Origin of the sequence: Pseudomonas sp. NPDC089741 (assembly GCF_044748825.1) — a bacterium.
GTDB classification, from domain to species: Bacteria; Pseudomonadota; Gammaproteobacteria; order Pseudomonadales; family Pseudomonadaceae; genus Aquipseudomonas; species Aquipseudomonas helmanticensis.
Map to the genome: position 1 here is coordinate 163,456 of NZ_JBIVGT010000002.1, position 23,482 is coordinate 186,937.

A 23,482-nucleotide genomic window follows, 5' to 3' on the forward strand; every position below is an offset into this window, starting at 1 on the left:
TGAGGCTGCGGGGCCTTTTTCGGGTGTTCGGCAGGAGGTTTTGGTGGCAGTGAAATTTGCCCTCTCACCCCAGCCCTCCCGAAACGTCGGACCACCCCCAAAGGGGGCGAGGGGGAAAGGGAGCCGATTTGGGTGCCTTTCAAAACCTGAGTTCGACTTGGTGGCACACGTCGGCGTAACTCGAAAGAACATCACGGTCAGTCCCCTCTCCCTCCGGGAGAGGGCTAGGGTGAGGGCTTCTCAGCCTTAGAAATCGATAGTGCCGGACAACTTCGCCACACGCGGCTCACCCTGCGTCAGGTAACCGCCCTGTGCCGATTCCCAATACTTCTTGTTCGCCAGGTTTTCCACGCCCAGACGCACGGTCACATCCTTCTCCGAGACCTTGAACGCATAACGCGCGCCAGCGTCGAAGCGGTTCCAGGTCGGCAGGCTCAGATTGTTCGCCGCATCGGCGTATTGGCCACCGGTACGCAGCATCCGCGCATTCAGCGCTACACCTTGCAGTCCAGGCACATCCCAATCCGCGCCGGCGTTGAACTGGAAGGTCGGCACGCCGATCGCACGGTTGCCATCGTTGGCGCCGTTCTGGGTGTTTTTCAGTTCGGTGTCCATCAAGGTCAGTCCGCTGATCAGGCGCAGGCCGCTGATCGGTTCGCCGAAGACGTTCATTTCTACGCCTTTATTGACCTGCTCGCCTTCACGCACATAACGCGAGGTGTTGGCGTCGATGATTTCCGAGTAACCGTCGCTCGGCTGTTCGATGCGATAAACACCCAGGCTCGCACCGTAAGTGCCCATGTCGACTTTTACCCCGGCTTCGGTCTGCTTGGAGCGTGCCGGTGCATAGGCTTCGTTGCCGTTGATCACGACGCGTGAGCCGGAGGTGGTCGGCGAGGTTGGGCCTTGCGCGAGGCCTTCGATGTGGTTGGCGTAGAACGACACGTGTTCCCACGGTTTGAAGACGATGCCGTAGACCGGCGTGGTGATCGATTCGTCGTAGGCCGACTTGCGGCTGCCACTGCCGTAACTTGCGTAGTTGTAGCCTTGCACGACCAGTTGCTGACGACGCAGGCCGGCGGTGACCAACAGGCGATCATCGAAGAAACCGAGGGTGTCGGAGATTGCGGCGCTGCGGTTGAAGGTCTTGCCGACGATGCCCGGATCGTTGACATCGCCGCCAGAGAAGTTGCCGACTGGCGACGGCGTTTCCACCGGGTGATAGATGTTGTTGGCGTACTTGGTCAGGTCGAAATCGTAGGCGCTGCGCTGTTCGGCCCAGATGCCGGTCAGGCCGAAGTTGAGCTTGTGGCTGACCGCGCCGGTGGTGAATTTGCCGTTGAGGCCGGCCATGACGCTGGTGTTGTCTTCGTCATGCGGGATGAACGAGCCGGTGGTGTTCGAGGCACCGTTGTTGCCGACCAGCGTGGTCGAGTTGTAGCGCCCGACTTCACGGGTGTGCTTGGCACCACCGGCGACGTAGGCAGTCCAGTTGTCGTTCAGATCGTACTCGGCGCGGAGCATGCCGAAGGTGTCTTCGATGTCGGTGTAGCCCCACTTCGGCGCGTAGTTGGTGTCGGCCGATGGCGCGTCCGGAATGTGCGTGGCGGTGCCGAGGTTGACCGAGTTACGGCCACCGTTGACGCGCTCTTTCTGGTAGGCGAAGTCGCCGGAAACACGCAGCGCATCACCGCGATAATCGAGGCCGATGGCGAACAGTTTCGAGCGCTGGTTCTCGTGATCGATGGCGGTGTCGCCTTCGCGCTGGGACAGGTTGATCCGCGCGCCGAAGCGGTTGTCTTCACCGAAACGCTGGCCGATGTCGAAGTGCTGACCGACGCGGCCTTCGCTGTTGATGTCGGTGGTGTAGCGGCGCAGTGGCACGTCACCGGCACGCTTGGGCTGCAGGTTGACGCCGCCGCCGATGCCGGAACCGGTCGGGGTCACACCGTTGATGAAGGCGTTCGGGCCTTTGAACACTTCCACGCGCTCCAGCGCGTCGGTGGAAATGATCTGCCGTGGCAGCACGCCGTAGAGGCCGTTATAGGAAATGTCATCGCCGGTCAGCGGCAGGCCACGGATCATGAAGATCTGCGCCTGGTTGGAGAAACCGGACGCCTGGCGCACGGAGGAATCGTTGAGCAGGACGTCGGCGACGTCCTCGGCCTGCTGATCCTGAATCAGTTGTTCAGTGTAGGACGCGGCGCTGAACGGCACGTCCATCATGTCCTGATTGCCCAACACGCCCAACTGACCGCCGCGAGCAACCTGACCACCGGCGTAAACCGGGGGCAGGGCGTCTGGCGTCGGGGCTTGTGCGTTGATGTTGACGTTGTCCAGCACCAACTCTTTGTTATCGCCTTCGGCGGCGTGAGCGGTAACGGTCAGGGAGCACAGCAGGGCAAGAAGCGTCGGGCGAAAAGGAACGCCGATTCGGGCTGGAGCGGGCATGTTTCGTACCTGGAGGCGCACGGCCGGTGAGAAAAAGTAAGGGCGGCGCGGAACTCCTTGCGCAAATGCGACTCCAGGTGCAAATGATAGATTTTCTCAGTAACGTTTTGCAATCAGTTTGTCATCACCCCTTCAAAACCCACATTCCTGTGTCTTCAAAACCCACATTCCTATGTAGGAGCTGCCGCAGGCTGCGATCTTTTGATCTGTTTTTTTAAAATCAAAATCAAAAGATCGCAGCCTGCGGCAGCTCCTACACGGATTGTGTATGGTGGTTCTGGCTTAGTGGACTGGATGGAGCAACATGCGATTACTCATGACCCTCGCCGCAGTGCTGACGCTCGCCGGTTGCGCGGGGCCGCGCAGCAGCGAACCGGTGCCGCGTGCCCCCGCCGAAGTGAAGGCCGAAATCGTCCGGCTGATGCCGGCGAAAACCCCTGACCGGCAAGGTTGGGCCACTGACATCTACGCCGCGTTTGCCGCGCAGAACATCAGCCCGACCACGCAGAATCTGTGCTCGGTGCTGGCGGTGGCTGAACAGGAATCGACCTTTCAGGCCGACCCCACGGTGCCCGGCCTGGGCAAGATCGCCCGCGACGAAATCGACCGCCGCGCCGGCAAAGTGCACATTCCCGGCCTGTTGGTCAGTGGCGCGCTGCAAGTGCGCTCAACCAATGGCAAGACCTACAGCGAACGCCTGAACGCGGCGCGCAGTGAAAAAGAACTCAGCGCGATTTTCGACGACTTCATCGGCAGGGTGCCCATGGGCCGTACGCTATTCGGTGGCTTCAACCCGGTACACACCGGCGGGCCGATGCAGGTCAGCATCGAGTTTGCCGAACAGCATGCCAAGGACTATCCGTACCCGGTGGACGGCACGATCCGTCACGAAGTGTTCAGCCGGCGCGGCGGCATGTATTTCGGCATCGCCCACTTGCTTGGCTATCCGGTGAGTTATCGCGAGCCGCTGTACCGGTTTGCCGACTTCAACGCCGGCTGGTACGCCAGTCGCAACGCGGCGTTTCAAAACGCGGTGAGCCGCGCCTCCGGTATTCCGCTGGCACTCGATGGCGACCTGATTCGCTACGACTCGATCATGCCCGGCAGCACCGAACTGGCGGTGCGCACCCTAGGCAAGTCATTGGGCATGCGCAACCCGACCATTCGCGATCAGTTGGAGAAGGGCAAAACCCTGGAGTTCGAAGAGACCAGACTCTATCAACGGGTGTTCGAATTGGCGGAGCAAGCGGAGGGGAAAAAACTGCCGCGCGCGGTGTTGCCGGGGATTGTGCTGCAAAGCCCGAAAATCACCCGAAAACTGACCACGGCGTGGTTCGCCAAGCGGGTGGACGAGCGCTACAAACGCTGCATGGACAAGGCGGGGTAAAGCCGCCAGACATAAAAAACCCGGCCAAGGGAGCCGGGTTTCTCTGGGGTGTTGCGCTTGCCGCCATGCATTCAGGCAACGCGACGTTCAAGCAGCCGATCCGAACCGCCCTCAGCAACGCGACGTTCTTGCAGACGATCCGAGCCACCTTCAGCAACGCGGCGTTCCAGCAAACGATCCGAACCACCTTCAGCGACGCGGCGTTCCAGCAAACGATCCGAACCACCTTCAGCCACACGGCTTTCAATCAGTTTGTCCGAACCGCCTTCAGCGATCATGGTATGCGCCGGGGTGGCGGCGAAAGCGTTGATGGCGAAGAGCGAAAAGGCGATACCGAGAAGAGTCTGGCGTTTCATGAGGGTGTGCTCCGGGGTGTTGTTGGTTGGTATGGAGCTGATGTTACGCCGGAGATTTTTTATGAGAACTTCATTGCCGTGATGGTAAACATCGACACCGATGATGGTTCATGTAGGGGGGATTACAGCACTTTGACGGCGCGGCCGATGGCCTGGATCGGCCCGGTCGGTTTGCCGATCGGCGAACCGTTGGTGCCTTCCAGCGTCAGCTCGAACAACTGGTTCGGTTGCAGCGGCGGCAGTTTGTCCAGTGGCACCGACAGCGCCTGCCCAGGCTTGACCAACCCCAGCGACACCGGCCCTTGCCAGCCATCGGCCTTGGTCCAGAACTCCAGCGCCTTGTCCGCCGGCACCTCAACCAGCCCCAGCGGAATCAACTGAATCTCACGGGAATTGCTCGCCTGGATCACCCACCCTGGCGCCTTGTCCTGCGGCGCGACCAGCACCACCAGATAGCTCGGTGTCGGCGTGGTCTGGGTCAGCAGAATCGTGCCCAGTATCAACGTTGCGGCCAAACCGACGGCGCTCAAACCGCGCCACAGTGGCAGCAGGTTCCACCATGAAGTTGTCGAAGGTTGCTGCGAGAGCCGATCAATGCTGCGTTCGATCCGTGGCCACAACAGCGCCGACGGTTGCTGCGACGGGACCAGATCCGTCAGCTCCAGCAAACGCCGTTCCCAGGCATCCACCGCCGTGCGCAATTCGGGTTCGTTTGGCAAGCGTCGTTGCACCTCGGTCCGCTGTTCCGGCGACAGTGTGCCGAGCACATATTCGCCAGCCAGTTGATCACGCTCCTGCGCTGATTCAGTGGTCATGCCATGCACTCCCGCAATGCGTTGAGGCTGCGTTTGATCCACGCTTTGACGGTGCCCAGCGGCGTGTCGAGACGTGCGGCAATCTGTGCGTGGCTATAGCCGTCGACATAGGCGTGAAGGATGCAATTGCGACGTTGTGGCTCAAGCTGTTCAAGGCAGCGATGGATGCGTGCCGAATGGGCCTGGGCGTCAAAACCATCGTCATCGCCAGGCGACTCATGCTCATCGCCAAGCGACGTCTCGCGGCCCTGATCGCGCAGCAGGTTCAACGCCAGATGCCGGGTCACGCTGAACATCCAGCCACGCGCCGAACCCCGCGCCGGATCGAACCCCGCCGCGCCGTTCCAGATCTTGATGAACGCCTCATGAACGATGTCCTCCGCCAGCGCCGAATCGCGCACCAGCCGCTTGGCCACGCCGAGCAGACGCGGGCCTTCCTGCACATACAAATCGCGCAGGGCCGCACGCTCGCCGCGCGCGCAGGCGGCGAGACGGGCTTCGTAATCAAACGTAGATTGGGCTAAAGACATGTCGTGCAATCTAGCTCACATTCCCCAAACATCCAGACAACCCATTCCCTGTAGGAGTGAGCCTGCTCGCGATAGCGGTGTGTCAGTCAAGAAATATGCCGGCTGACACTCCGCTATCGCGAGCAGGCTCACTCCTACAGGGGGTTAGGATAAGTCTGAGGGGTCAGTTCATGGCCCAGAAAATATAATCAGCCTGGTACTTCACCACTGCCTGCTGGCCCTTGTTCGCCGGCGTGCATTCACTGCCCGGCGCCACGCCGCCCTTAAGCGCAACACGCTGGATGTAACTCACGCCAGCCATCGCACCTTTACCCTCGGCAGGATTGGCCTTGACCAACTGATAGGGCAGGTTGCCCGGACTCGACGGCGCCACAGCCAGTTGCGTGCCGGTGACTTTCGAACCGTCCTTGGCCTGCCAGGTGGCTGGCGGGCCGAAGTAGGTGCCGACCTGCTTGCCGCTGCGATCATTGAGCACCGCTTTCGGACCGACGAAAGTCCACTCGGTCTGCCCGGGCGCATTAGCTTTGTCACGGCATTCGTAGGTGATTTCGCCGACGCCAGTGGTTTCCATCGCGATCTTGTGGCCATCCGGCACTTTGATCGCGTCGGGATAACTGCTTTGCGCGAAGGTCGTGACGCTGGCGGCGAGCAAACCGCTGAGGCAGATCAGTTGGGTGATGTTCATCAGTATGTTTCTCCAGAATGGGTAAACCGCTGACAGCCGAAGCGGGCTGTTACAAGGACTACCCATGACGGAGGCGTTTGGATGCACCGGCCAAAAAAAATAAACCCATCCCCCTGTAGGAGCTGCCGCAGGCTGCGATCTTTTGATCCCGTTTTTAACACCAACATCAAAAGATCGCAGCCTGCGGCAGCTCCTACAGGGATTCGGCGGTTTCCGTGATTTTGCGGGGGATCGCGAGGCTGGAGGCTTTCAGCAGTTCCTGGGTGTAGGGGTGCTGTGGTGCGGCGAAAATCTCGCGTGAAGAACCTTGCTCAACCACTTTGCCATCCTTGATCACCATCAAGTCATGCGCCAACGCATGCACCACCGCCAGGTCATGGCTGATAAACAAATAGGTCAGCCCATGTTTGATTTGTAGTTGCCGCAACAACTCCACCACCTGCTTCTGCACCGTACGGTCCAGCGCCGAGGTCGGTTCATCGAGCAGAATCAGCGCCGGTTCCAGCACCAGCGCGCGGGCGATGGAAATACGCTGGCGCTGGCCACCGGAAAATTCGTGGGGATAACGATGTCGGCTCTGTGGATCGAGGCCGACTTCCTCCAGCACCCGAATCACCGCCGCCTCCCGCTCGGCCTCGGTGCCAATGCCATGGGTCAGCAAGCCCTCGGCAATGATCTGCTGCACCGACATCCGTGGGCTGAGGCTGCCGAACGGATCCTGAAACACCACTTGGATCTGCCGGCGCAATGGCCGCATCAAACGCTGATTGAGCAGGCTCAATTGCTTGTTGCCGAAACGGATATTGCCCTCGGATTCGACCAGCCGCAGGATCGCTTGGCCCAGCGTCGATTTGCCCGAACCGGACTCGCCAACAATCCCTAATGTCTTGCCGCGTTGCAGGGTGAAACTGACGCCGTCGACCGCTTTGATGTACTCCTGCTGGCGGCTGAACAGCGCTTTGGGCAGGGGAAACCAGACCTTCAAATCATCGACTTCAAGCAGGTTGTGCTCGAACTTGCTCGGCACCGGAGCACCGCTCGGTTCCGCCTCAATCAACAACCGACTGTAAGGATGCTGCGGCGCGCGAAACAGCGTTTCGCAATCCGCCTGCTCGACGATCTCGCCGTGGCGCATCACGCACACCCGTTGCGCAATGCGCCGCACCAGATTGAGATCGTGGCTGATCAACAACAGCGACATGCCCAACCGCTGCTGCAACTCGATGAGCAACTCGAGGATCTTCTGCTGCACCGTGACATCCAGCGCCGTGGTTGGCTCATCAGCGATCAACAGCTCCGGCTCGTTGGCCAGCGCCATCGCAATCATCACCCGTTGCCGCTGACCGCCGGAAAGTTGATGCGGATAGGCTTTCAAGCGCTGCAAAGGCTGGCGAATACCGACCAGCTCCAACAACTGCAACGTCCGCTCACGGGCGGCGCGGCCCTTCAGACCTTTGTGAATTTCCAGCACTTCGCTGACCTGCCTTTCCACCGTGTGCAACGGGTTCAGCGAAGTCATCGGTTCCTGAAAAATCATCGCAATGCGATTGCCACGCAAGCCACGCATCTGCTGCTCGCTGGCGTGCAATAAGTCCACGCCGTTATAGCGGATCGCGCCGCTGCTGCTGACGTTCTTGCCCGGCAACAGACGTAGGATCGAATGCGCCGTCACCGACTTGCCCGAGCCGGATTCACCGACCAGCGCCAGGCATTCGCCCCGGCGAATATCGAGGTTCAAACCGTGCACCACTTGCTGCCCGGCGAAGGCGACGCGCAAGTCACGGATCTCGATCAAATTGTCTTGCATGTCAGCTCCTCGGATCAAAGGCATCTCGGCAGGCTTCACCGATGAAAACCAACAAAGACAAAATCAGCGCCAAGGCAAAAAACGCCGTCAGCCCCAGCCACGGTGCTTGCAGATTGCGCTTGGCCTGACCGATCAACTCACCCAGCGACGCAGTGCCGGCCGGCATACCGAAGCCAAGAAAATCCAGTGCAGTCAGCGTGGCAATCGCGCCGGTCAGAATGAACGGTAGGTAGGTGAGGGTGGATGTCATCGCGTTAGGCAGGATGTGCCGGCACATCAGTTCGTTATCAGTCAGGCCCAGCGCCCGCGCGGCTTTGACGTATTCGAGATTGCGCCCACGCAGAAACTCGGCGCGCACCACATCGACCAGCGCCAGCCAGGAAAACAGCGCCATGATCCCCAGCAACCACCAGAAACTCGGCGAGACGAACCCGGACAAAATGATCAGCAGGTACAGCACCGGCAGCCCCGACCAGATCTCCAGCACGCGTTGCCCGAGCAAATCGACCCAACCGCCGTAATAACCCTGCAACGCACCGGCAACGATGCCGATCAACGCACTGATGCCAGTGAGGATCAGCGCAAACAGGATCGAAATCCGCGTACCGAAAATCACCCGCGCCAACACGTCGCGCGCCTGATCATCGGTGCCCAGCCAGTTGCTCGATGACGGCGGACTCGGTGCCGGTTCGCTGAGGTCGTAATTGACCGTGTCGTAGCTGAATGGGATCGGCGGAAAGAGCATCCAGCCGCCCTGATCCTCAATCAGTTTGTGCACGTAACTGCTGGCGTAGTCCGGCTGAAATGGCAGCTCGCCGCCGAAATCGGTTTCCAGGTAATCAGTGAGGATCGGAAAGTAAAAGGCCTCGTGATAACGGATCACCAACGGCTTGTCGTTGGCGATCAATTCACCGCCCAGACAAATCAGGCACAGACCGATAAACAGCCACAGCGACCAGCGTCCGCGCCGGTTGGCCTTGAATTGCGCGACGCGGCGCTGGCCGAGAGGGGAGAGAGTGAACATCAGGCAGTCCTCGCCGAGAAGTCGATGCGCGGGTCGAGCAGGGTGTAGCAGAGGTCGCCGATCAGCTTGATCAACAGGCCGAACAGGGTGAACAGAAACAGCGCGCCGAACACCACCGGATAGTCGCGTGACACCGCTGCCTCGTAGCTCATGCGCCCGAGGCCGTCGAGGTTGAAGATGGTTTCGATCAGCAGGGAGCCAGCGAAGAACACCTCGATCAGCGCCGACGGCACACCGGCCACCACCAGCAGCATCGCATTGCGAAACACGTGGCCGTAGAGCACGCGCCTTTCGGTCAGACCCTTGGCCCGCGCGGTGGTCACGTACTGGCGGCTGATCTCGTTGAGGAAGCTGTTCTTGGTCAAAATCGTCAGCGTGGCGAAGCCGCCAATCACCAACGCGGTCACCGGCAACACCAAGTGCCAGAGGTAGTCGCCGACCTTGCCCAGCGTGCCAAGGCTGTCGAAGTTATCCGAGACCAGCCCTTGCACCGGAAACCAGTTGACGTAGCTGCCACCGGCGAACACCACGATCAGCAGAATCGCGAAAAGAAACGCCGGCATCGCATAGCCGATGATGATCGCCGTACTGCTCCAGACATCAAACGCACTGCCGTTTTTGATCGCTTTGCGAATGCCCAACGGGATCGAAATCAGGTAGGTGATCAACGTCGCCCACAAGCCCAGCGACAGCGATACCGGTAACTTCTGCACGATCAGATCGGTGACCTTGGCGCCGCGAAAAAAACTGCTGCCCAGATCCAGCTGCGCGTAGTTTTTCAGCATCAGCCACAGGCGTTCGTGCATGGGTTTGTCGAAGCCGTAATGATGTTTGATTTCCTCGATCAGCGCCGGGTCGAGGCCACGGCTGCTGCGACCCGCGCCGCCAATCGCGGCGACCTCGCCACCGCCACCCATGCTGTGCCCGCCGAAGCCTTGCAAACGCGCAATGGCCTGCTCCACCGGGCCACCCGGCGCGGCCTGCACGATAAGAAAATTCACCACCAGAATGCACAGCAGCGTGGGGATGATCAGCAGCAAACGTCGACTCAAATAACGCAACATGTCACTGGCCCCCCGCAAGCTGAGTGTGCATCTGTTGCGAGGTCAGCGCCTTGGCCGACACCTCCCACCAGGTATTGAGGCCTTCGTCGTAGGCCGGTTGCACGGCGGGCATGCCGAAGCGGTTCTGATACACCGTTGGCGTGCCTTTGGAGTAGTAGTTGGGAATCATGTAGTAACCCCATTGCAGCACCCGGTCGAGGGCGCGGGCGTAATGCACCATGGCTTCGCGGGTATTGGACTGGACCAGCCCGTCGATCAGTTGATCGACCGCCGGATTGGCCAGCACCATCGAGTTGGAGCTGCCGACTTGCGTGGCACTTTGCGAGGCGTAGAGGCTGTACAACTCGCGGCCGGGAGAGACGATCGGATCGCCGCTGCGCGGGAAACTGGTGACGATCATGTCGTAGTCGCGGGCGTTGAGGCGGTTGACGTATTGCGCCGAATCGATGCGCCGCAGATTGAGGGTGATGCCGATCTGCGCGAGGGTGCGTTTGAACGGCAGCAGCATGCGGTCGAAGCCGCCCTGACCGTCGAGAAAAGTGAACTCCAGCGGCTCGCCGGTAGCGTTGACCAGGCGATTGTGTTGCGGCGTCCAGCCGGCCTCGGCGAGCAGTTTCAGCGCTTGCAGTTGCTTGTCGCGGATGTAGCCGCTGCCATCGGTTTTTGGCGCCTCATACACGGTGCTGAAAACCTCGTCGGGAATCTGCCCGCGCAGCGGTTCGAGGATTTTCAACTCTTCGGCATCAGGTAGCGCGGTGGCGGCCATTTCGCTCTTTGGCCAGAAGCTGTTCTGGCGCACGTAGAAGCCGCGCATCATCTGTTTGTTGGTCCACTCGAAATCCCACAGCAGGCTGATCGCCTGACGCACGCGGCGATCCTCGAAGATCGGGTTTTGCAGGTTGAACACAAAGCCTTGGGCGGCGGTCGGTTTTTCCGGTGCCAGAATCGACTGCTGCAAGCGGCCGTCGCGCAACGCCGGACTGTCGTAACCGACCACGTAACCGGAGGAGGAAAACTCGCGGTTGTAGTCGAACGCGCCGGCCTGCAACAGCTGCCGAGCGACGTCGGTGTCGCCGTAGAAATTCACCGTGAGGCTGTCGAAGTTGTACATCCCGCGACTGACCGGCAGGTCCTTGCCCCACCAGTCCGGATCGCGCTGGAAACTGATGCTGCGCCCGGCGTCGACCTTGCTCACCCGGTACGGGCCGCTGCCCAGTGGTGGCTCGAAACCGCCGCCATTGGCGAAGTCGCGGGTTTTCCACCAGTGTTCGGGGACCACGCGCATCGTCGCCAGATCCAGCGCGAGGGTGCGGTTGAGGTTGTTCTTGAAGGTGAAACGTACCTGGCGTGGGCCTTCGATCAGCACGTCCTGAACGTCGGCGTATTGCTGGCGATAACTCAGGCTGCCCTTGGTCATCAGCAGGTTGTACGTGTAGCGCACGTCTTCGGCGGTGATCGGCGTACCGTCGGCGAAACGTGCTTTTGGATTGAGGGTGAAGCGCACCCACAGTCCATCGGGGTCGCGCTCGATCTGTTGCGCGACCAGTGCGTAAACGGTGTAGGGCTCGTCAAGCGAACGGAACGCCAATGGCGAATACACCCAGTCGTTGACTTGCACCACCGAGATGCCCTGATCGGCGTATGGGCTGATGTAGTTGTACTGGCCGATTTCCATCGACGCACGACTGAGCGAACCACCCTTGGGCGCGTGCGGATCGACGAAATCGAAATGCTGGAAGTTCGCCGGATACTTCGGCGCCTCGCCGTACACCGTCAGCGCATAACTGCCAGCGGCCAGCGCCGAGGTGCCGGTGCACAGCAGCGCACTGCCGAGCAGCAGGCCAGTCATGTTGCGCAAAAAACTCATGCAATCACTCCTCAAAATCCCTGAAAGTCCACGGACCCAATGTGGGAGCGAGCCTGCTCGCGAAGGCGTCTTGTCAGCCGACATCTCTCTTGCTGATCCACCGCTTTCGCGAGCAGGCTCGCTCCCACAGGGGGAGATGTGTTCTGTTTCTGGTTAGAAGTGGTACGTCATGCGCGCAAACAAAGTGCGGCCCAGTGGGTCGGTGTAGCGCGGGTCATAACCGCTCTGGAAGTTGTAGGCCTGGTTGGAGAACGGCGGGTTGCGGTCGAACATGTTCTTCATCCCGGCATCGACATCCAGCACCTTGTCGAAGGTGTAGCCGGCCGACAGGTCCCACACCGAATACGACGCCACGGTCGCGTGAGTATCGCGGTCGTAGTCGTTGTAGCCGGTGGTGAAGCGGTTGGTCAGCGACGCCCGTGCCGCACCGAAGGTCCAGCTGCCGGTGAGGTTGTGTTTCCAGCGCGCAATTACGCCGTCACCGCGGAAGTCGCCAACCTTGTCGGTGAACGGGCCTTTGATGGTGCTCTGGAAGTCGTACTCGTCGACATAGGTGCCTTGCAGCCCCAGCCCGAACTGACCGTACGGCGTGTTCGGGAAGCGATAGTCGAGCGACACATCGACACCGTTGGTTTCGACGATGCCGAGGTTGGCGTTGCCGGTAACGATGTAATTGAGCGTGCCGTCGGCGTTGCGCACGAAGCGGTCCGGGTAGGAGCCGGCCTGATCAAACACGGTGGATTCCGGGAACGGCTGGATCTGGTTGGAGATGTGAATCCACCAGAAATCGAGACCGACCGAGAGGTTGTTGACCGGCTGATAAACGAAGCCCAGGGTCACGTTACGCGCCTTCTCCGGGGCCAGATCTTCGTTGCCGCCAATCTGATTGAGGAACTGCTGACCGCAATCACGTCCGCCGTTGCCGCCCGGTTGCACGACGCCGCCGGTACACAGCACCGGGTCGTTGTAGAAGCCCTGAGTGAAGGTGATGCTGCGCGGCGAATACAGCTCGTACAGCGACGGCGCACGGAAACCTTCGCTGTAGGCGCCGCGCACCACCAGCTCTTTCAGCGGCTGATAACGGAACGAGTATTTCGGGTTGGTGGTGCTGCCGAAGTCGCTGTATTTGTCGTGGCGCACGGCGGCGGACAGTTCGAGGCTATCGAGCACCGGCACGTTGATTTCCGCATACGCGGCTTTGACGCTGCGGTCGCCCTCGACACTGCCGTTGGGATCGATGCCGAGGCTTTGGATGTCGCCGGCAAACGGCGAGAAATCCTGATGGAATTTCTCTTTGCGGTACTCGCCACCCAGCGCCAGACCGGACGGGCCGGCACCGAACCAGTCGCCGATCTCGCGACTGATGCGCCCGTCGAAACCGGCGACCCGGCCGACGGCGGTGGAGTAGGCGCCGTGGTACGCGGCATCGTCGATGTACTGCTGACCGGCCGCCGACTGCGCGCCGAACGGGTTGAGCAAGCCGCTGGCCAGACCGGCAATCATCGCCTGATCGCTGACATAACCATTGGTGACGCTGGAGACAATCTTGTTCTGGTTGTACGAGGCGCCGACGTTGTAATCCCAGCCGCCGACCAGGCCGTCGAAGCTCAGCAGAAAGCGCTGGCTGGTGTTCTGGTCTTTCGATTCACGAGGGCCAGCAGCGGTTTCGCGCCAGTTGACGTCGACCGGTTGCGTCGGGTCGAGGGCAAAACCGGTCGGGCCCGGTGTGATGCCGTTGCCGGGGTAGTAGGGCGACGAGCCATCGAGGCTCAAACCGGTCAACGGCGCCGGGCCGACAGCGGTGGCGTTGTTGTTGCGTGACCAGAAGTATTCGAGATTGACGTTGTGATCGTCGGCCAGTTTGCCGGTGGTCTTGCCGAAGAACGAGGTCTTCTCGGTTTGCGGAAGCAGGTCGATGAATTCGCGGGTACTGAAACGGCACAAACCGTCGCGCGCTACCAGGTTCGGGCCGTTGCAATTGCTGTTGGCCAGCGGGTTGGTGGCGTTGCCGTTCTGGCTGTAGTTGCCGGGGAACGCGGTGCCGGAGGTTTGATCCAGGCCACGACCGGGATCGTAGTCGCGGGCGAAGGAGCGGTCGTTGGCGTCGAGGTTCTGCTGCTTGTTGTAGTTGAACACGCCGAGGACGTTGAAGCGGTCCTCCTCCAGATCACCGTAGCCCCAACTGGCGCTCATGTCCTTGGTCGCGCCGCCGCCGCTGTGGGTCGGGGTTTCGCCGCCGAGGGTCAACTGGCCGTCGGTCATGGATTTCTTGGTGATGAAGTTGATCACACCGCCAATGGCGTCGGTGCCGTACAGCGCGGAGGCGCCGTCGCGCAGCACTTCGACGCGCTCGATGGCGGCAAACGGGATCATGTTCAGATCCACCGCGCCGCCGGCCGAGTTGGTACCCGACAAGGCGTTGTTGGCCAGGCGTCGGCCGTTGAGCAACACCAGCGTCTTGTTCGCGCCGATGCCGCGCATGTCGGCGAACGAGGCGCCGCCCGTGGCTGCGCCGACCGAGCCGGCGCTGTTGTTCAGCGACTGGCTGCCGGTGATGCGCTGCACCAGTTCGGCGGTGGTGGTCACGCCCTGTTTGCGCAGCTCGTCAGCCTTGAGAATGGTGATCGGCACGGCGGTTTCCGCATCGACCCGGCGAATCGCCGAACCCGTCACTTCGACCCGTTGCAGTTGCGTGGTCGGCGCAACCACTGCCGCCGCAGCGGGCACGGCGGCGTTGTCGTCCTCGGCTGCTTGCACAGTCCCGGCGCCCATGCCCATGGCCACCAAATAAAACGGAACAAAACGGTGGCGAGAAATCGTTGCCACCAAAGGTTTGAGCGTGAAGCGTGGAGTGTTCATCAGCATGGTTATTTCCGACTTTTCAGACGTTATCGAATTGGCCTTGTGAGCCCCTCATTGCTCCGCTTTCGGTGATACCGCGTGCGGAAAACCACTTTCTTCAAGCAAGCCGGTCCCCTCCGAAGACGCCTGGCGTTTTTTCGGTCGGCTGGTTGCGACGGGATTCAGCGAACGGTGGCGGGCGCGTCTTTCACTGCGCGCCCGGCACCGCACTCAGTGGGTGGTCATCACCGAAATCTTGGTGATGCCCGAGCGTTCGATGGACGCCATGGCTTTAGCGACCTGGCCGTAATTGACGGCGGAATCGGCCTGCAGCTGCACGCGCACCTCGCTGTCCTTGGCCTTGACCTCCTTGAGGCTGGCTTCCAGCGATTCCGGGGCCAGTTCGGTCTTGGCCAGATAAAACTTGCCGTCCTGATCGACGCTGACCACCACCGGATCCTTTTTCTCGGCGGGGGCGACGGCGTCGGTTTTCGGCAGGTTGACCTTAATCGCGTTGGTCATCAGCGGCGCGGTGACGATGAACACCACCAGCAGCACGAGCATCACATCGACCAGCGGCGTGACGTTCATTTCGCTGAGCACTTCATCGCTGTCTTGAGTAGAGAACGACATCAGCTGGCCTCCCGCACGGCGGCTGTGGTTTTGCTGGCGATGGCCTGACGACTGATAGAAAACGCGCTGCGCGAGGCAAGGGCGTCGAAGTCATGGGCGAAGTCGTCCATGTCCGCCGAGGCGAGTTTCAGGCGACGCAGGAAGAAGTTGTAAATCAGCACCGCCGGCACCGCGACGGCGATACCCACGCCTGTGGCGATCAGTGCGTGACCGATAGGGCCGGCAACCGCTTCAAGGCTGGCCGAACCGGTTTCGCCGATGCTTTTCAGCGCTTCCATGATTCCCCACACGGTGCCGAACAAACCAATGAACGGCGCGGTGCTGCCGATACTGGCGAGGATCGCCTGGCCGTTTTCCAGCGAGCGGCGTTCTTTCTGGATCTGCTGACGGAGGTTGCGTTCCAGGCGATCCGAACGGTTGATGGTGTGCGCCAGTTGTTGCGTGGTGCGCGGCGAGTCTTCTACCAATAGCGCCTCGAAACCGCTGCTGGCGATGCGCGCCAGTGCGCCCGGATACTGGCTGGCGTGTTCGGCGGCGGTGAGCAGATCCGGCGCACCCCAGAAGGCTTTAGTGAATTGTTTGTTCTGGGTTTTCTGCCGCAAGTACTGCGCCGACTTGACCAGCAGAATCGCCCAGCTGACCACGGAAAACAGCACCAGACCCCAGAGCACGCCGGGGACAATCATCGAAGACAAATCGTTCATGGTGATACCTCGCTTGCGTTATTCGGTTGTGCGTTGATTGAGCGTTCGGTTATTGCGGCAATTTGAAATCGATGGTCTGCGTGGCGAAGCCGTCAATCGGCGTGTCACCGCGTTTGGCCGGGATGAATTTCCAGTTCTTCACGGCGGCGACAGCGGCGTCATCCAGTTGCGGTTTGCCGCTGGATTTGCTCACCGTCACCGAGCCGGCGCGACCGTTGGCCAGCACCTGAATGCGCAGCACCACGCTGCCTTCCCAGTTGCGCCGCAGCGCCAGCGACGGGTATTCCGGCGGCGGGTTGCCGAGGCTGGCGAGACCGGAAACGGCTGCCGATTCCTTGACCGGACCGGGCGCGGCGGCAGGTGCCGGCGGTGCGCTCGGGGTGGCCGGCGCAGCGGGAGCGGCCGCTTGGGTCGGGGCGGGCGGGGCTTTCGGCGGCTCGGCCTTTTTCACCGGCTTCGGCTTCTCGACCGGTTTCGGTTTTTCGATCGGCTTGGGTTTCTCCACCGGTTTGGGTGGTGGCTTGACCGCGTCCTCGTCCTCCACCGGTTGTTCCGGTTCCGGCGGGGGAGGTGGCGGTGGTGGTGGCTCGGGCGTGGGCGGTGCCGGTGGCGTCGGGCTGGTCAGCTCGACGGTCATTTCCGGAATCTGCGGCGGCGTCGGCAGTGGCTCGGTTCGCGATTGCTGGAGAAACCACCAGGCGCCGCCATGTATCAGCGCCGACACAGCCACCAACAACACCATCTGATGTTTATTCAAACCACCGGGTTGCGAGGTATTGGCTGTAAACGCCGGCCTGCCCGGGGGCGGCGGGATTGGCGCTTCCCGCAACGGCCCCGGCAGGGTTCTGTGCTTTACCGCATCGTTCATTAAAGCTCCCTCGGGTTGATGAAGGGCAATAAGGTGCCGTCCGAACATGTGGGGGATGTTCGAGTGGGTGGGTGCAACTTTCTTCAAGGTGTGCAGAAGCCGATAGTTGAACTATCCGGTTAACAAGGCTCGTGCAAACTTACTGGCTTAGCGCCATCGACTTCGTCTGTTCATTACCCATTCCCTGGTGTTGTTCTATATGTAGGAGCTGCCGCAGGCTGCGATCTTTTGATCTGTTTTTAAAGATCAATATCAAGATCAACAGATCGCAGCCTGCGGCAGCTCCTACAGGGGGTGTTCGGTTTGTATTTAGCAACCGCTGTGCCAAATGTTGCTGGAATGCAGGTGGATTATTTCATTGATGTTACCCATGTCGCATTTATATAAGTTTTGTTGGCTGGGCTGTTTATCTTCGGCGCATACAATCCCGTTGCCCCTTGCTCAGGGGCTTTTTCATGGGCGAGTCAGGCCGGGCGCAATATCAGGCTGATCAGCGAGATAGAGCGGCTGCTCTCTTGTCAGTGCGGGCACTTGCTGGTGCATGGCGGACTGATTTGGTGCGGGTCAATGTTTTAGCGGGTCACAGGCACTGTTCCTTGTTCTTGTTTGAATGAAATCAATAGTTGGATGTTTGCTTAGTTACAGTCGTCGGTGCGTTTTTGGTGCAAATATAAATCAGCCGAAGTTATTGTCTGACAATCCGGCTGAGTGCTGGTTAATACATGGCTCGCGCAATGTAATTCAGCATTGTATTTAAAAAATAAATAACACTGTGCGTTCGGCGAATAACTCATCGCCAAGCACAGTGGTTGTTCGTTGGATTCAGGTAATACAGTAAGCGCGCTGGTGGCCGGTGCTGTTCAGGTGAACTCGGCTATTGGCGTAAAGGGATGCAAAGGCAGTGATGCGGCAGAACGATTGAAGATTCACGCGGTGAACTCCTTGTTGCCAGCTCGGACACACGAACTTTTGGTTCGGCATCGCACCTTACAAGAACGCGGATAGCGTTCGATGATTGCTCTTGGTGCGGGATAGGCACCCTGAGCGCTGTTTTGCGAAGATTGAATTCGCAAGTCGCGAGTGCATGGGAGAATCGTGCCAAAACCGATACAACTGCTGACAAACTTGCTCTTGTGGCGAGGGAGCTAGCTCCCGCTGGGCTGCGAAGCAGACCTGATCCGTGCAAATGCACTACAACTGATACACCGCCGTGTCTGATTTTATGACGGCTGTGCAGCCAAGCGCGAGCAAGCTCCCTCGTCACAGGGGATGAGTCACCAACAGGAGGGGGAGATATGTATCAGCTCTACGGACATCGCAATTCAGGCGCGGCCGCCATCGAAGCGGCGCTGGAGTTGTGCCAGATCGCTTACCGCTTCATCGATATCGAGGCCAGCGCGGAAGCCGCTGAAGACTTGGCCACACTCAACCCGCTGAAACAGATCCCGACCCTGCAATTGCCCGACGGCAGTGCGATTACCGAGAGCGCGGCGATTCTGATTCATCTGGGCCTGGCGTTTCCGGCATCCGGTTTGCTGCCGTCCGATGCTGCCGATCGCGATCAGGCGATTCGCGGCATGGTCTACATCGTCAGCAATTGCTACGCCGCTATCGGTGTTGTCGATTACCCCGAGCGCTGGCTGCTGATGCCTGACGAAGCCTCGCGGCAGAACCTGATGGCCGGCGCGCGGGAGCGTTTGCACTGGAGTTGGGAGGTGTTTGCCGACCAGTTTTCCGCCGAGTTGTACCTGGATGACGAAACACCGGGGGCGCTGGATGTGTTGGCGGCAGTGGTGACGCGCTGGGCGGGTAGCCGCGAGCATTTGCGTCAGACACGGCCGGGGTTTTATGCGTGGTTGCAGAGGATTGACCGGCATCCGGTGCTGGCGCCGGTGTTCGCCCGGCATTGGCCAGCCTGAACGACGCAGAGCGTCACAAGAGGCATTCCCACGCAGAGCGTGGGAACGATCTCGGTAAAGAAGGGTTATTCCCCGCGGATGTACTGCTCCAGCTGTTTGATCAGCTCGGCCTGCTCGGCAATCGCTTCCTTGACCAGGTCGCCGATCGACAGCAGGCCGATCAGCTTGCCGTCCTCTACTACCGGCAAGTGCCGCAGGCGTTTGTCGGACATGATGCCCAGGCAGGTGTCGACGGTTTGATGGGTGTCGACGGTGATCACGTTCGCCACCATGATGTCGCGCACCGGAGTGCCCACGGATGAGCGACCATGCAGCACCAGTTTGCGTGCGTAGTCGCGCTCGCTGATGATGCCGACCACTTTATCGTCTTCGACCACCAGCAAGGCACCGACGTTTTTCTCGGCCATCTTCATCAGCGCTTCGAGCACCATGTGATCAGGCTTGATCTGGTGCACTTCCTGATTTTTCTGATCTTTGAGCTTGAGCAGTTGGGCGACGGTCTTCATGGCGGTTACTCAGGTGTTGTCGTTGTTATCCAAGCATCGTAGACGCAAGCGCGCAGGGCAAGGTGGCAAAGCGGCAGATAACACGCAAAAAACGTCATTTCCAAACAAAATGCCCATCACCCGATGAAAGATGAATCCCCTCGCCACAGATAAATCCCCTCATCCCAGATAAACCCCCTCATCCCAGATAAACCCTCTCATTACAGATAAATCCCCTCATCACAGATAAATCCACTCACCACAGATAAATCGCTACTACAAAGTATTCCAAACTGAAAACGCGGGCGCTGGAAGGGCAGCGTAGAATGCCGTTCTGTTTCAATACCCGAGGTTGCAGTGGTGGATTTACCGCAGGGCTTCGTCCTGACCCGGCATTGGCGCGATACGCCGGCCGGCACCGAAGTCGAGTTCTGGCTGGCGACCGACGCCGGGCCGCGCCGTGTGCGCTTGCCGCATCAACCGTCGGTGGCGTTTATCCCTGCCGAACAGCGCGCCGTGGCCGAACGTCTGCTGCACGATGAAAAAAACGTCGAACTGCGCCCGCTGGCCCTGCAGGATTTCGAACATCGTCCGGTACTCGGCTTGTATTGCCAGCAGCACGGCCAGTTGATGCGCCTGGAAACCGCGCTCAACCGCGTTGGCGTCGACGTCTATGAAGCCGACGTGCGCCCGCCGGAACGCTACCTGATGGAGCGTTTCATCACCGCGCCGGTGTACTTCAGCGGCACCGCCGATGCCGACGGCGTCCTGCGCAACGCTCACCTCAAACCTGCACCCGATTACCGACCGAAACTGCGCCTGGTCTCGCTCGACATCGAAACCACCGAAACCGGCGAGTTGTATTCCATCGCCCTCGAAGGTTGCGGCGAGCGTCAGGTGTACATGCTCGGCGCGCCGAACGGCGACGCCAGCATTGTCGATTTCGACCTCGAGTACTGCGACTCGCGCACCGTCATCCTGAAGAAACTCAACGACTGGTTCGCGCAGCATGATCCCGACGCGATCATCGGCTGGAACGTCGTGCAGTTCGACCTGCGCATCCTCCACGAACACGCCCGGCGCCTCGGCGTACCGCTGAAAATCGGCCGTGGCGGTGCAGAAATGCAATGGCGCGAACACGGTAGCCGCAATCACTATTTCGCCTCGGCGGCGGGGCGGCTGATCATCGACGGCATCGAGTCGTTGCGTTCGGCAACCTGGAGTTTTCCCTCGTTCAGTCTGGAAAACGTCGCGCAGACCTTGCTTGGCGAAGGCAAGTCGATCGACAACCCGTACCAGCGCATGGACGAAATCAACCGCATGTTCGCCGAGGACAAACCGGCGCTGGCCAAGTACAACCTCAAGGACTGCGAACTGGTCACGCGGATTTTCGCCAAGACCGAACTGCTGACGTTTTTGCTGGAACGCGCCAGTGTCACCGGATTGCCGGCCGATCGCAGCGGGGGTTCAGTCGCGGCGTTCACCCATTTGTACATGCCCTTGATGCACCGCAAGGGCTTCGTTGCGCCGAACCTCGGGACCAATCCGCCGCAGGCCAGCCCTGGCGGTTTTGTCATGGACTCGCAACCGGGGCTGTACGAATCGGTGCTGGTGCTCGACTACAAGAGCCTGTATCCGTCGATCATCCGCACCTTTTTGATCGACCCGGTCGGGCTGATCGAAGGCTTGCAGCATCCCGATGACGCCGACTCGGTGCCGGGCTTTCGTGGCGCAAGGTTCTCGCGCACTCGCCATTGCCTGCCGTCGATCGTTTCGCGGGTTGCCGAGGGCCGCGAGACCGCCAAGCGCGAACACAACGCGCCGCTGTCGCAAGCGCTGAAGATCATCATGAACGCTTTCTACGGCGTACTCGGTTCCAGTGGCTGCCGCTTCTTCGATACGCGGCTGGCCTCATCGATCACCCTGCGCGGCCACGAAATCATGCTGCGCACGCGCAAACTGATCGAAGAGCAGGGCCACGCGGTGATCTATGGCGATACCGACTCGACTTTCGTCTGGCTGCGCCGCGCGCACGGGCAGGAAGAGGCGGCGCAGATCGGCCATGCGCTGGTCCAGCACGTCAACGATTGGTGGCGCGCGCATGTGCGCGAGGAATACGGCCTGGAGAGCGCCCTCGAACTGCAGTTTGAAATTCACTACAAACGCTTCCTGATGCCGACCATTCGCGGTGCGGAGGAGGGCAGCAAGAAGCGCTACGCCGGCCTTGTCACCCGCGCCGACGGTAGCGATGAAATGGTCTACAAAGGCCTCGAAACCGTGCGCACCGACTGGTCGCCGCTGGCCCGGCAATTTCAGCAGGAACTGTACGAGCGGATCTTCCAGCGCAAGCCATATCAGGAGTATGTGCGCGACTACGTGCGCAAAACCCTCGCCGGCGAGTTCGACGATCGACTGGTCTACCGCAAACGACTGCGCCGCACCCTCGATGATTACGAGCGCAATGTGCCGCCGCACGTGCGTGCGGCGCGCCTGGCCGACGATTACAACGCGCAGCAGGGCCGTCCGCGGCAATACCAGAACGGTGGCTGGATCAGTTACGTCATCACCCTGGCCGGTCCGGAGCCGCTGGAAGTGCGCCGCGCCGGCATCGATTACGACCACTACATCAGCCGGCAGCTGCAACCGGTGGCGGACGCGATTCTGCCGTTTGTCGACGACGACTTCTCAACCCTGATCGGTGGGCAACTGGGCCTGTTTTGAGTCGAGCAACTGCAACGTCCACTCATCGAGGATGCCGTGAAAGTAGCGCTCGAGTGCCTGACTGAACACGCTGTCTTCAGCGTCAAACTGGGCGAACAGGGTCATCGAGGAATGAAACTTCAGGTCATCGGGATGGCCGAAAATTTCCGCAATCGAGCGCTGTCGCACCTTCAGCACTAACTGCGTGCAAGTCCGCAGCCGCGCACCGAGCAGTTCATGGGCGAGATAGGCCCGGGCTTCCTCGGCGGAACCGATGGCGAAGCGCCGGGACATTTCACTGCCGCCAAGCCCGGCGAGTTGCGGAAAGACAAACCACATCCAGTGGCTGCGCTTGCGCCCTTCGTCGAGCTCGCGTTGCACGCGTTCGAACACCGGGTCCTGGGCCTGGACAAAACGTTGCAGGTTGAACGGGTCGTACTGATCAGTGCTTCTCATCGCAAAGCCCGCCAGTCGGCAGCGGCTCAGACCATGGCCAGCCGCTGCTTGCGTTGTGGCGCTTGAAACGCCTGGTCCAGCGCCGCCAGATCCCCGGCTTCCAGTTGCAGCTGCGCCGCTTGTGCATTGAGTTGCACGTGTTCGGGTCGCACAGCCTTGGGAATCGCAATCACACCATCCTGACGCAGAATCCACGCCAGCGAAACCTGCGCGGGGGTCACACCGTGACGAGCGGCAATTTGATTCAGCACAGGTTCAGCCAGCATCGCGCCGCCCTGGCCGATCGGACAGTAAGCCATCAGTGGCATCTGTTGCCGTTGGCACCACGGCAGCAGATCGAATTCGATGCCGCGCTCTTCGAGGTTGTACAGCACCTGATTGGTCGCGCAGGCCGAACTGGACAGTTCTTCGAGGTCATCGACATCGAAATTCGACACGCCCCAGCGGCCGATTTTGCCCTCCTCGCGCAGGCGTTCGAAGGCTTCGACGGTTTCTTCCAAGGGATACTGGCCGCGCCAGTGCAGCAGATAGAGGTCGATGTAATCGGTGTCGAGCCGGCGCAGGCTGCGCTCGCAGGCTTGCGGGATGCCTTTGCGGCTGGCGTTGTGCGGGTAGACCTTGCTGACCAGAAATACCTGGTCGCGAATACCGGCGATGGCTTCGCCGACCACGCTTTCGGCACCGCCCTCGGCATACATTTCGGCGCTGTCGATCAGGCTCATGCCCAGTTCGATACCGGTACGCAGCGCCGCCACTTCACGCTTGTGCGCCGAACGGTCTTCGCCCATGCGCCAGGTGCCCTGGCCAATCACCGGCACCTGCACGCCGGCCAATTCGAGGGTACGCATGCAAACCTCCTTGCTGAATGTGTCGATACCTTTTAGTGGGCA

Annotated in this window: 18 protein-coding genes and 1 pseudogene; 3 read left to right on the plus strand and 16 right to left on the minus strand. The window is 60.4% G+C overall.

The window, feature by feature from the left end:
• Positions 1-246: 246 nt before the first annotated feature.
• The gene (locus tag ACIPZE_RS02860) at positions 247-2,451 is read right to left on the minus strand and encodes a TonB-dependent siderophore receptor (protein WP_283437017.1); all 2,205 of its coding nucleotides are present in this window, start codon (positions 2,449-2,451) and stop codon (positions 247-249) included.
• A 304-nt stretch (positions 2,452-2,755) separates the two neighbouring features.
• On the opposite strand from ACIPZE_RS02860, the gene ACIPZE_RS02865 reads away from it, so the two are divergent.
• Positions 2,756-3,838, plus strand: coding sequence for a DUF1615 domain-containing protein (locus ACIPZE_RS02865; protein ID WP_283437016.1), 1,083 nt, complete (start codon positions 2,756-2,758; stop codon positions 3,836-3,838).
• A 74-nt stretch (positions 3,839-3,912) separates the two neighbouring features.
• On the opposite strand, the pseudogene ACIPZE_RS02870 reads toward ACIPZE_RS02865, so the two are convergent.
• From ACIPZE_RS02870 to ACIPZE_RS02925, 12 genes and pseudogenes are all read right to left on the minus strand, one after another.
• Positions 3,913-4,194: pseudogene (locus ACIPZE_RS02870) on the minus strand (hypothetical protein); the annotation flags it as partial.
• 122 nt (positions 4,195-4,316) lie between these two features.
• On the minus strand, positions 4,317-5,009 hold the full coding sequence (locus ACIPZE_RS02875; RefSeq protein WP_400771218.1) for an anti-sigma factor domain-containing protein: 693 nt from the start codon (positions 5,007-5,009) through the stop codon (positions 4,317-4,319).
• Complete coding sequence (locus ACIPZE_RS02880) at positions 5,006-5,539, minus strand: sigma-70 family RNA polymerase sigma factor (protein ID WP_400771221.1); 534 nt, start codon at positions 5,537-5,539, stop codon at positions 5,006-5,008. The genes ACIPZE_RS02875 and ACIPZE_RS02880 overlap by 4 nt, the downstream gene beginning before the upstream one ends.
• Before the next feature lie 163 nt (positions 5,540-5,702).
• Positions 5,703-6,224, minus strand: coding sequence for a DUF3455 domain-containing protein (locus ACIPZE_RS02885; RefSeq protein ID WP_283437012.1), 522 nt, complete (start codon positions 6,222-6,224; stop codon positions 5,703-5,705).
• Between the two features lie 193 nt (positions 6,225-6,417).
• Positions 6,418-8,031 (minus strand): ABC transporter ATP-binding protein, encoded by a 1,614-nt coding sequence (locus tag ACIPZE_RS02890; protein ID WP_400771224.1) that lies wholly within the window; start codon positions 8,029-8,031, stop codon positions 6,418-6,420.
• A gap of 1 nt (position 8,032) precedes the next feature.
• A complete protein-coding gene (locus tag ACIPZE_RS02895; protein ID WP_400771226.1) occupies positions 8,033-9,055 on the minus strand; it encodes an ABC transporter permease in 1,023 nt (340 codons plus the stop codon).
• On the minus strand, positions 9,055-10,119 hold the full coding sequence (locus tag ACIPZE_RS02900; RefSeq protein WP_400771229.1) for a microcin C ABC transporter permease YejB: 1,065 nt from the start codon (positions 10,117-10,119) through the stop codon (positions 9,055-9,057). Before ACIPZE_RS02900 ends, ACIPZE_RS02895 begins: the two co-directional genes overlap by 1 nt.
• Before the next feature lies 1 nt (position 10,120).
• Entirely contained in the window at positions 10,121-11,986 is a 1,866-nt protein-coding gene (locus ACIPZE_RS02905; protein ID WP_400771232.1) for an extracellular solute-binding protein, read from the minus strand.
• A 153-nt stretch (positions 11,987-12,139) separates the two neighbouring features.
• The gene (locus ACIPZE_RS02910) at positions 12,140-14,851 is read right to left on the minus strand and encodes a TonB-dependent receptor (RefSeq protein WP_400771235.1); all 2,712 of its coding nucleotides are present in this window, start codon (positions 14,849-14,851) and stop codon (positions 12,140-12,142) included.
• Positions 14,852-15,058: 207 nt separating this feature from the next.
• Positions 15,059-15,460: a biopolymer transporter ExbD gene (locus ACIPZE_RS02915; protein ID WP_093433931.1), complete on the minus strand. Its 402-nt coding sequence runs from the start codon at positions 15,458-15,460 to the stop codon at positions 15,059-15,061.
• The gene (locus ACIPZE_RS02920) at positions 15,460-16,146 is read right to left on the minus strand and encodes a MotA/TolQ/ExbB proton channel family protein (RefSeq protein WP_372238476.1); all 687 of its coding nucleotides are present in this window, start codon (positions 16,144-16,146) and stop codon (positions 15,460-15,462) included. Before ACIPZE_RS02920 ends, ACIPZE_RS02915 begins: the two co-directional genes overlap by 1 nt.
• Before the next feature lie 67 nt (positions 16,147-16,213).
• Entirely contained in the window at positions 16,214-17,032 is an 819-nt protein-coding gene (locus tag ACIPZE_RS02925) for an energy transducer TonB (RefSeq protein WP_283437006.1), read from the minus strand.
• Between the two features lie 1,295 nt (positions 17,033-18,327).
• Here ACIPZE_RS02925 and ACIPZE_RS02930 point away from each other — a divergent pair.
• Complete coding sequence (locus tag ACIPZE_RS02930; RefSeq protein WP_400771239.1) at positions 18,328-18,951, plus strand: glutathione S-transferase N-terminal domain-containing protein; 624 nt, start codon at positions 18,328-18,330, stop codon at positions 18,949-18,951.
• Between the two features lie 65 nt (positions 18,952-19,016).
• Here the strand turns inward: ACIPZE_RS02930 and ACIPZE_RS02935 are convergent, their stop codons facing one another.
• Positions 19,017-19,457, minus strand: a complete 441-nt coding sequence (locus ACIPZE_RS02935; protein ID WP_007959054.1) for a CBS domain-containing protein — start codon at positions 19,455-19,457, stop codon at positions 19,017-19,019.
• A gap of 339 nt (positions 19,458-19,796) precedes the next feature.
• On the opposite strand from ACIPZE_RS02935, the gene ACIPZE_RS02940 reads away from it, so the two are divergent.
• The gene (locus tag ACIPZE_RS02940; RefSeq protein ID WP_400771242.1) at positions 19,797-22,157 is read left to right on the plus strand and encodes a DNA polymerase II; all 2,361 of its coding nucleotides are present in this window, start codon (positions 19,797-19,799) and stop codon (positions 22,155-22,157) included.
• Here the strand turns inward: ACIPZE_RS02940 and ACIPZE_RS02945 are convergent.
• Entirely contained in the window at positions 22,122-22,592 is a 471-nt protein-coding gene (locus ACIPZE_RS02945) for a DUF1810 domain-containing protein (RefSeq protein ID WP_283437003.1), read from the minus strand. The genes ACIPZE_RS02940 and ACIPZE_RS02945 overlap by 36 nt on opposite strands.
• Positions 22,593-22,618: 26 nt before the next feature.
• The gene (locus ACIPZE_RS02950; protein WP_283437002.1) at positions 22,619-23,440 is read right to left on the minus strand and encodes an aldo/keto reductase; all 822 of its coding nucleotides are present in this window, start codon (positions 23,438-23,440) and stop codon (positions 22,619-22,621) included.
• Positions 23,441-23,482: the final 42 nt, after the last annotated feature.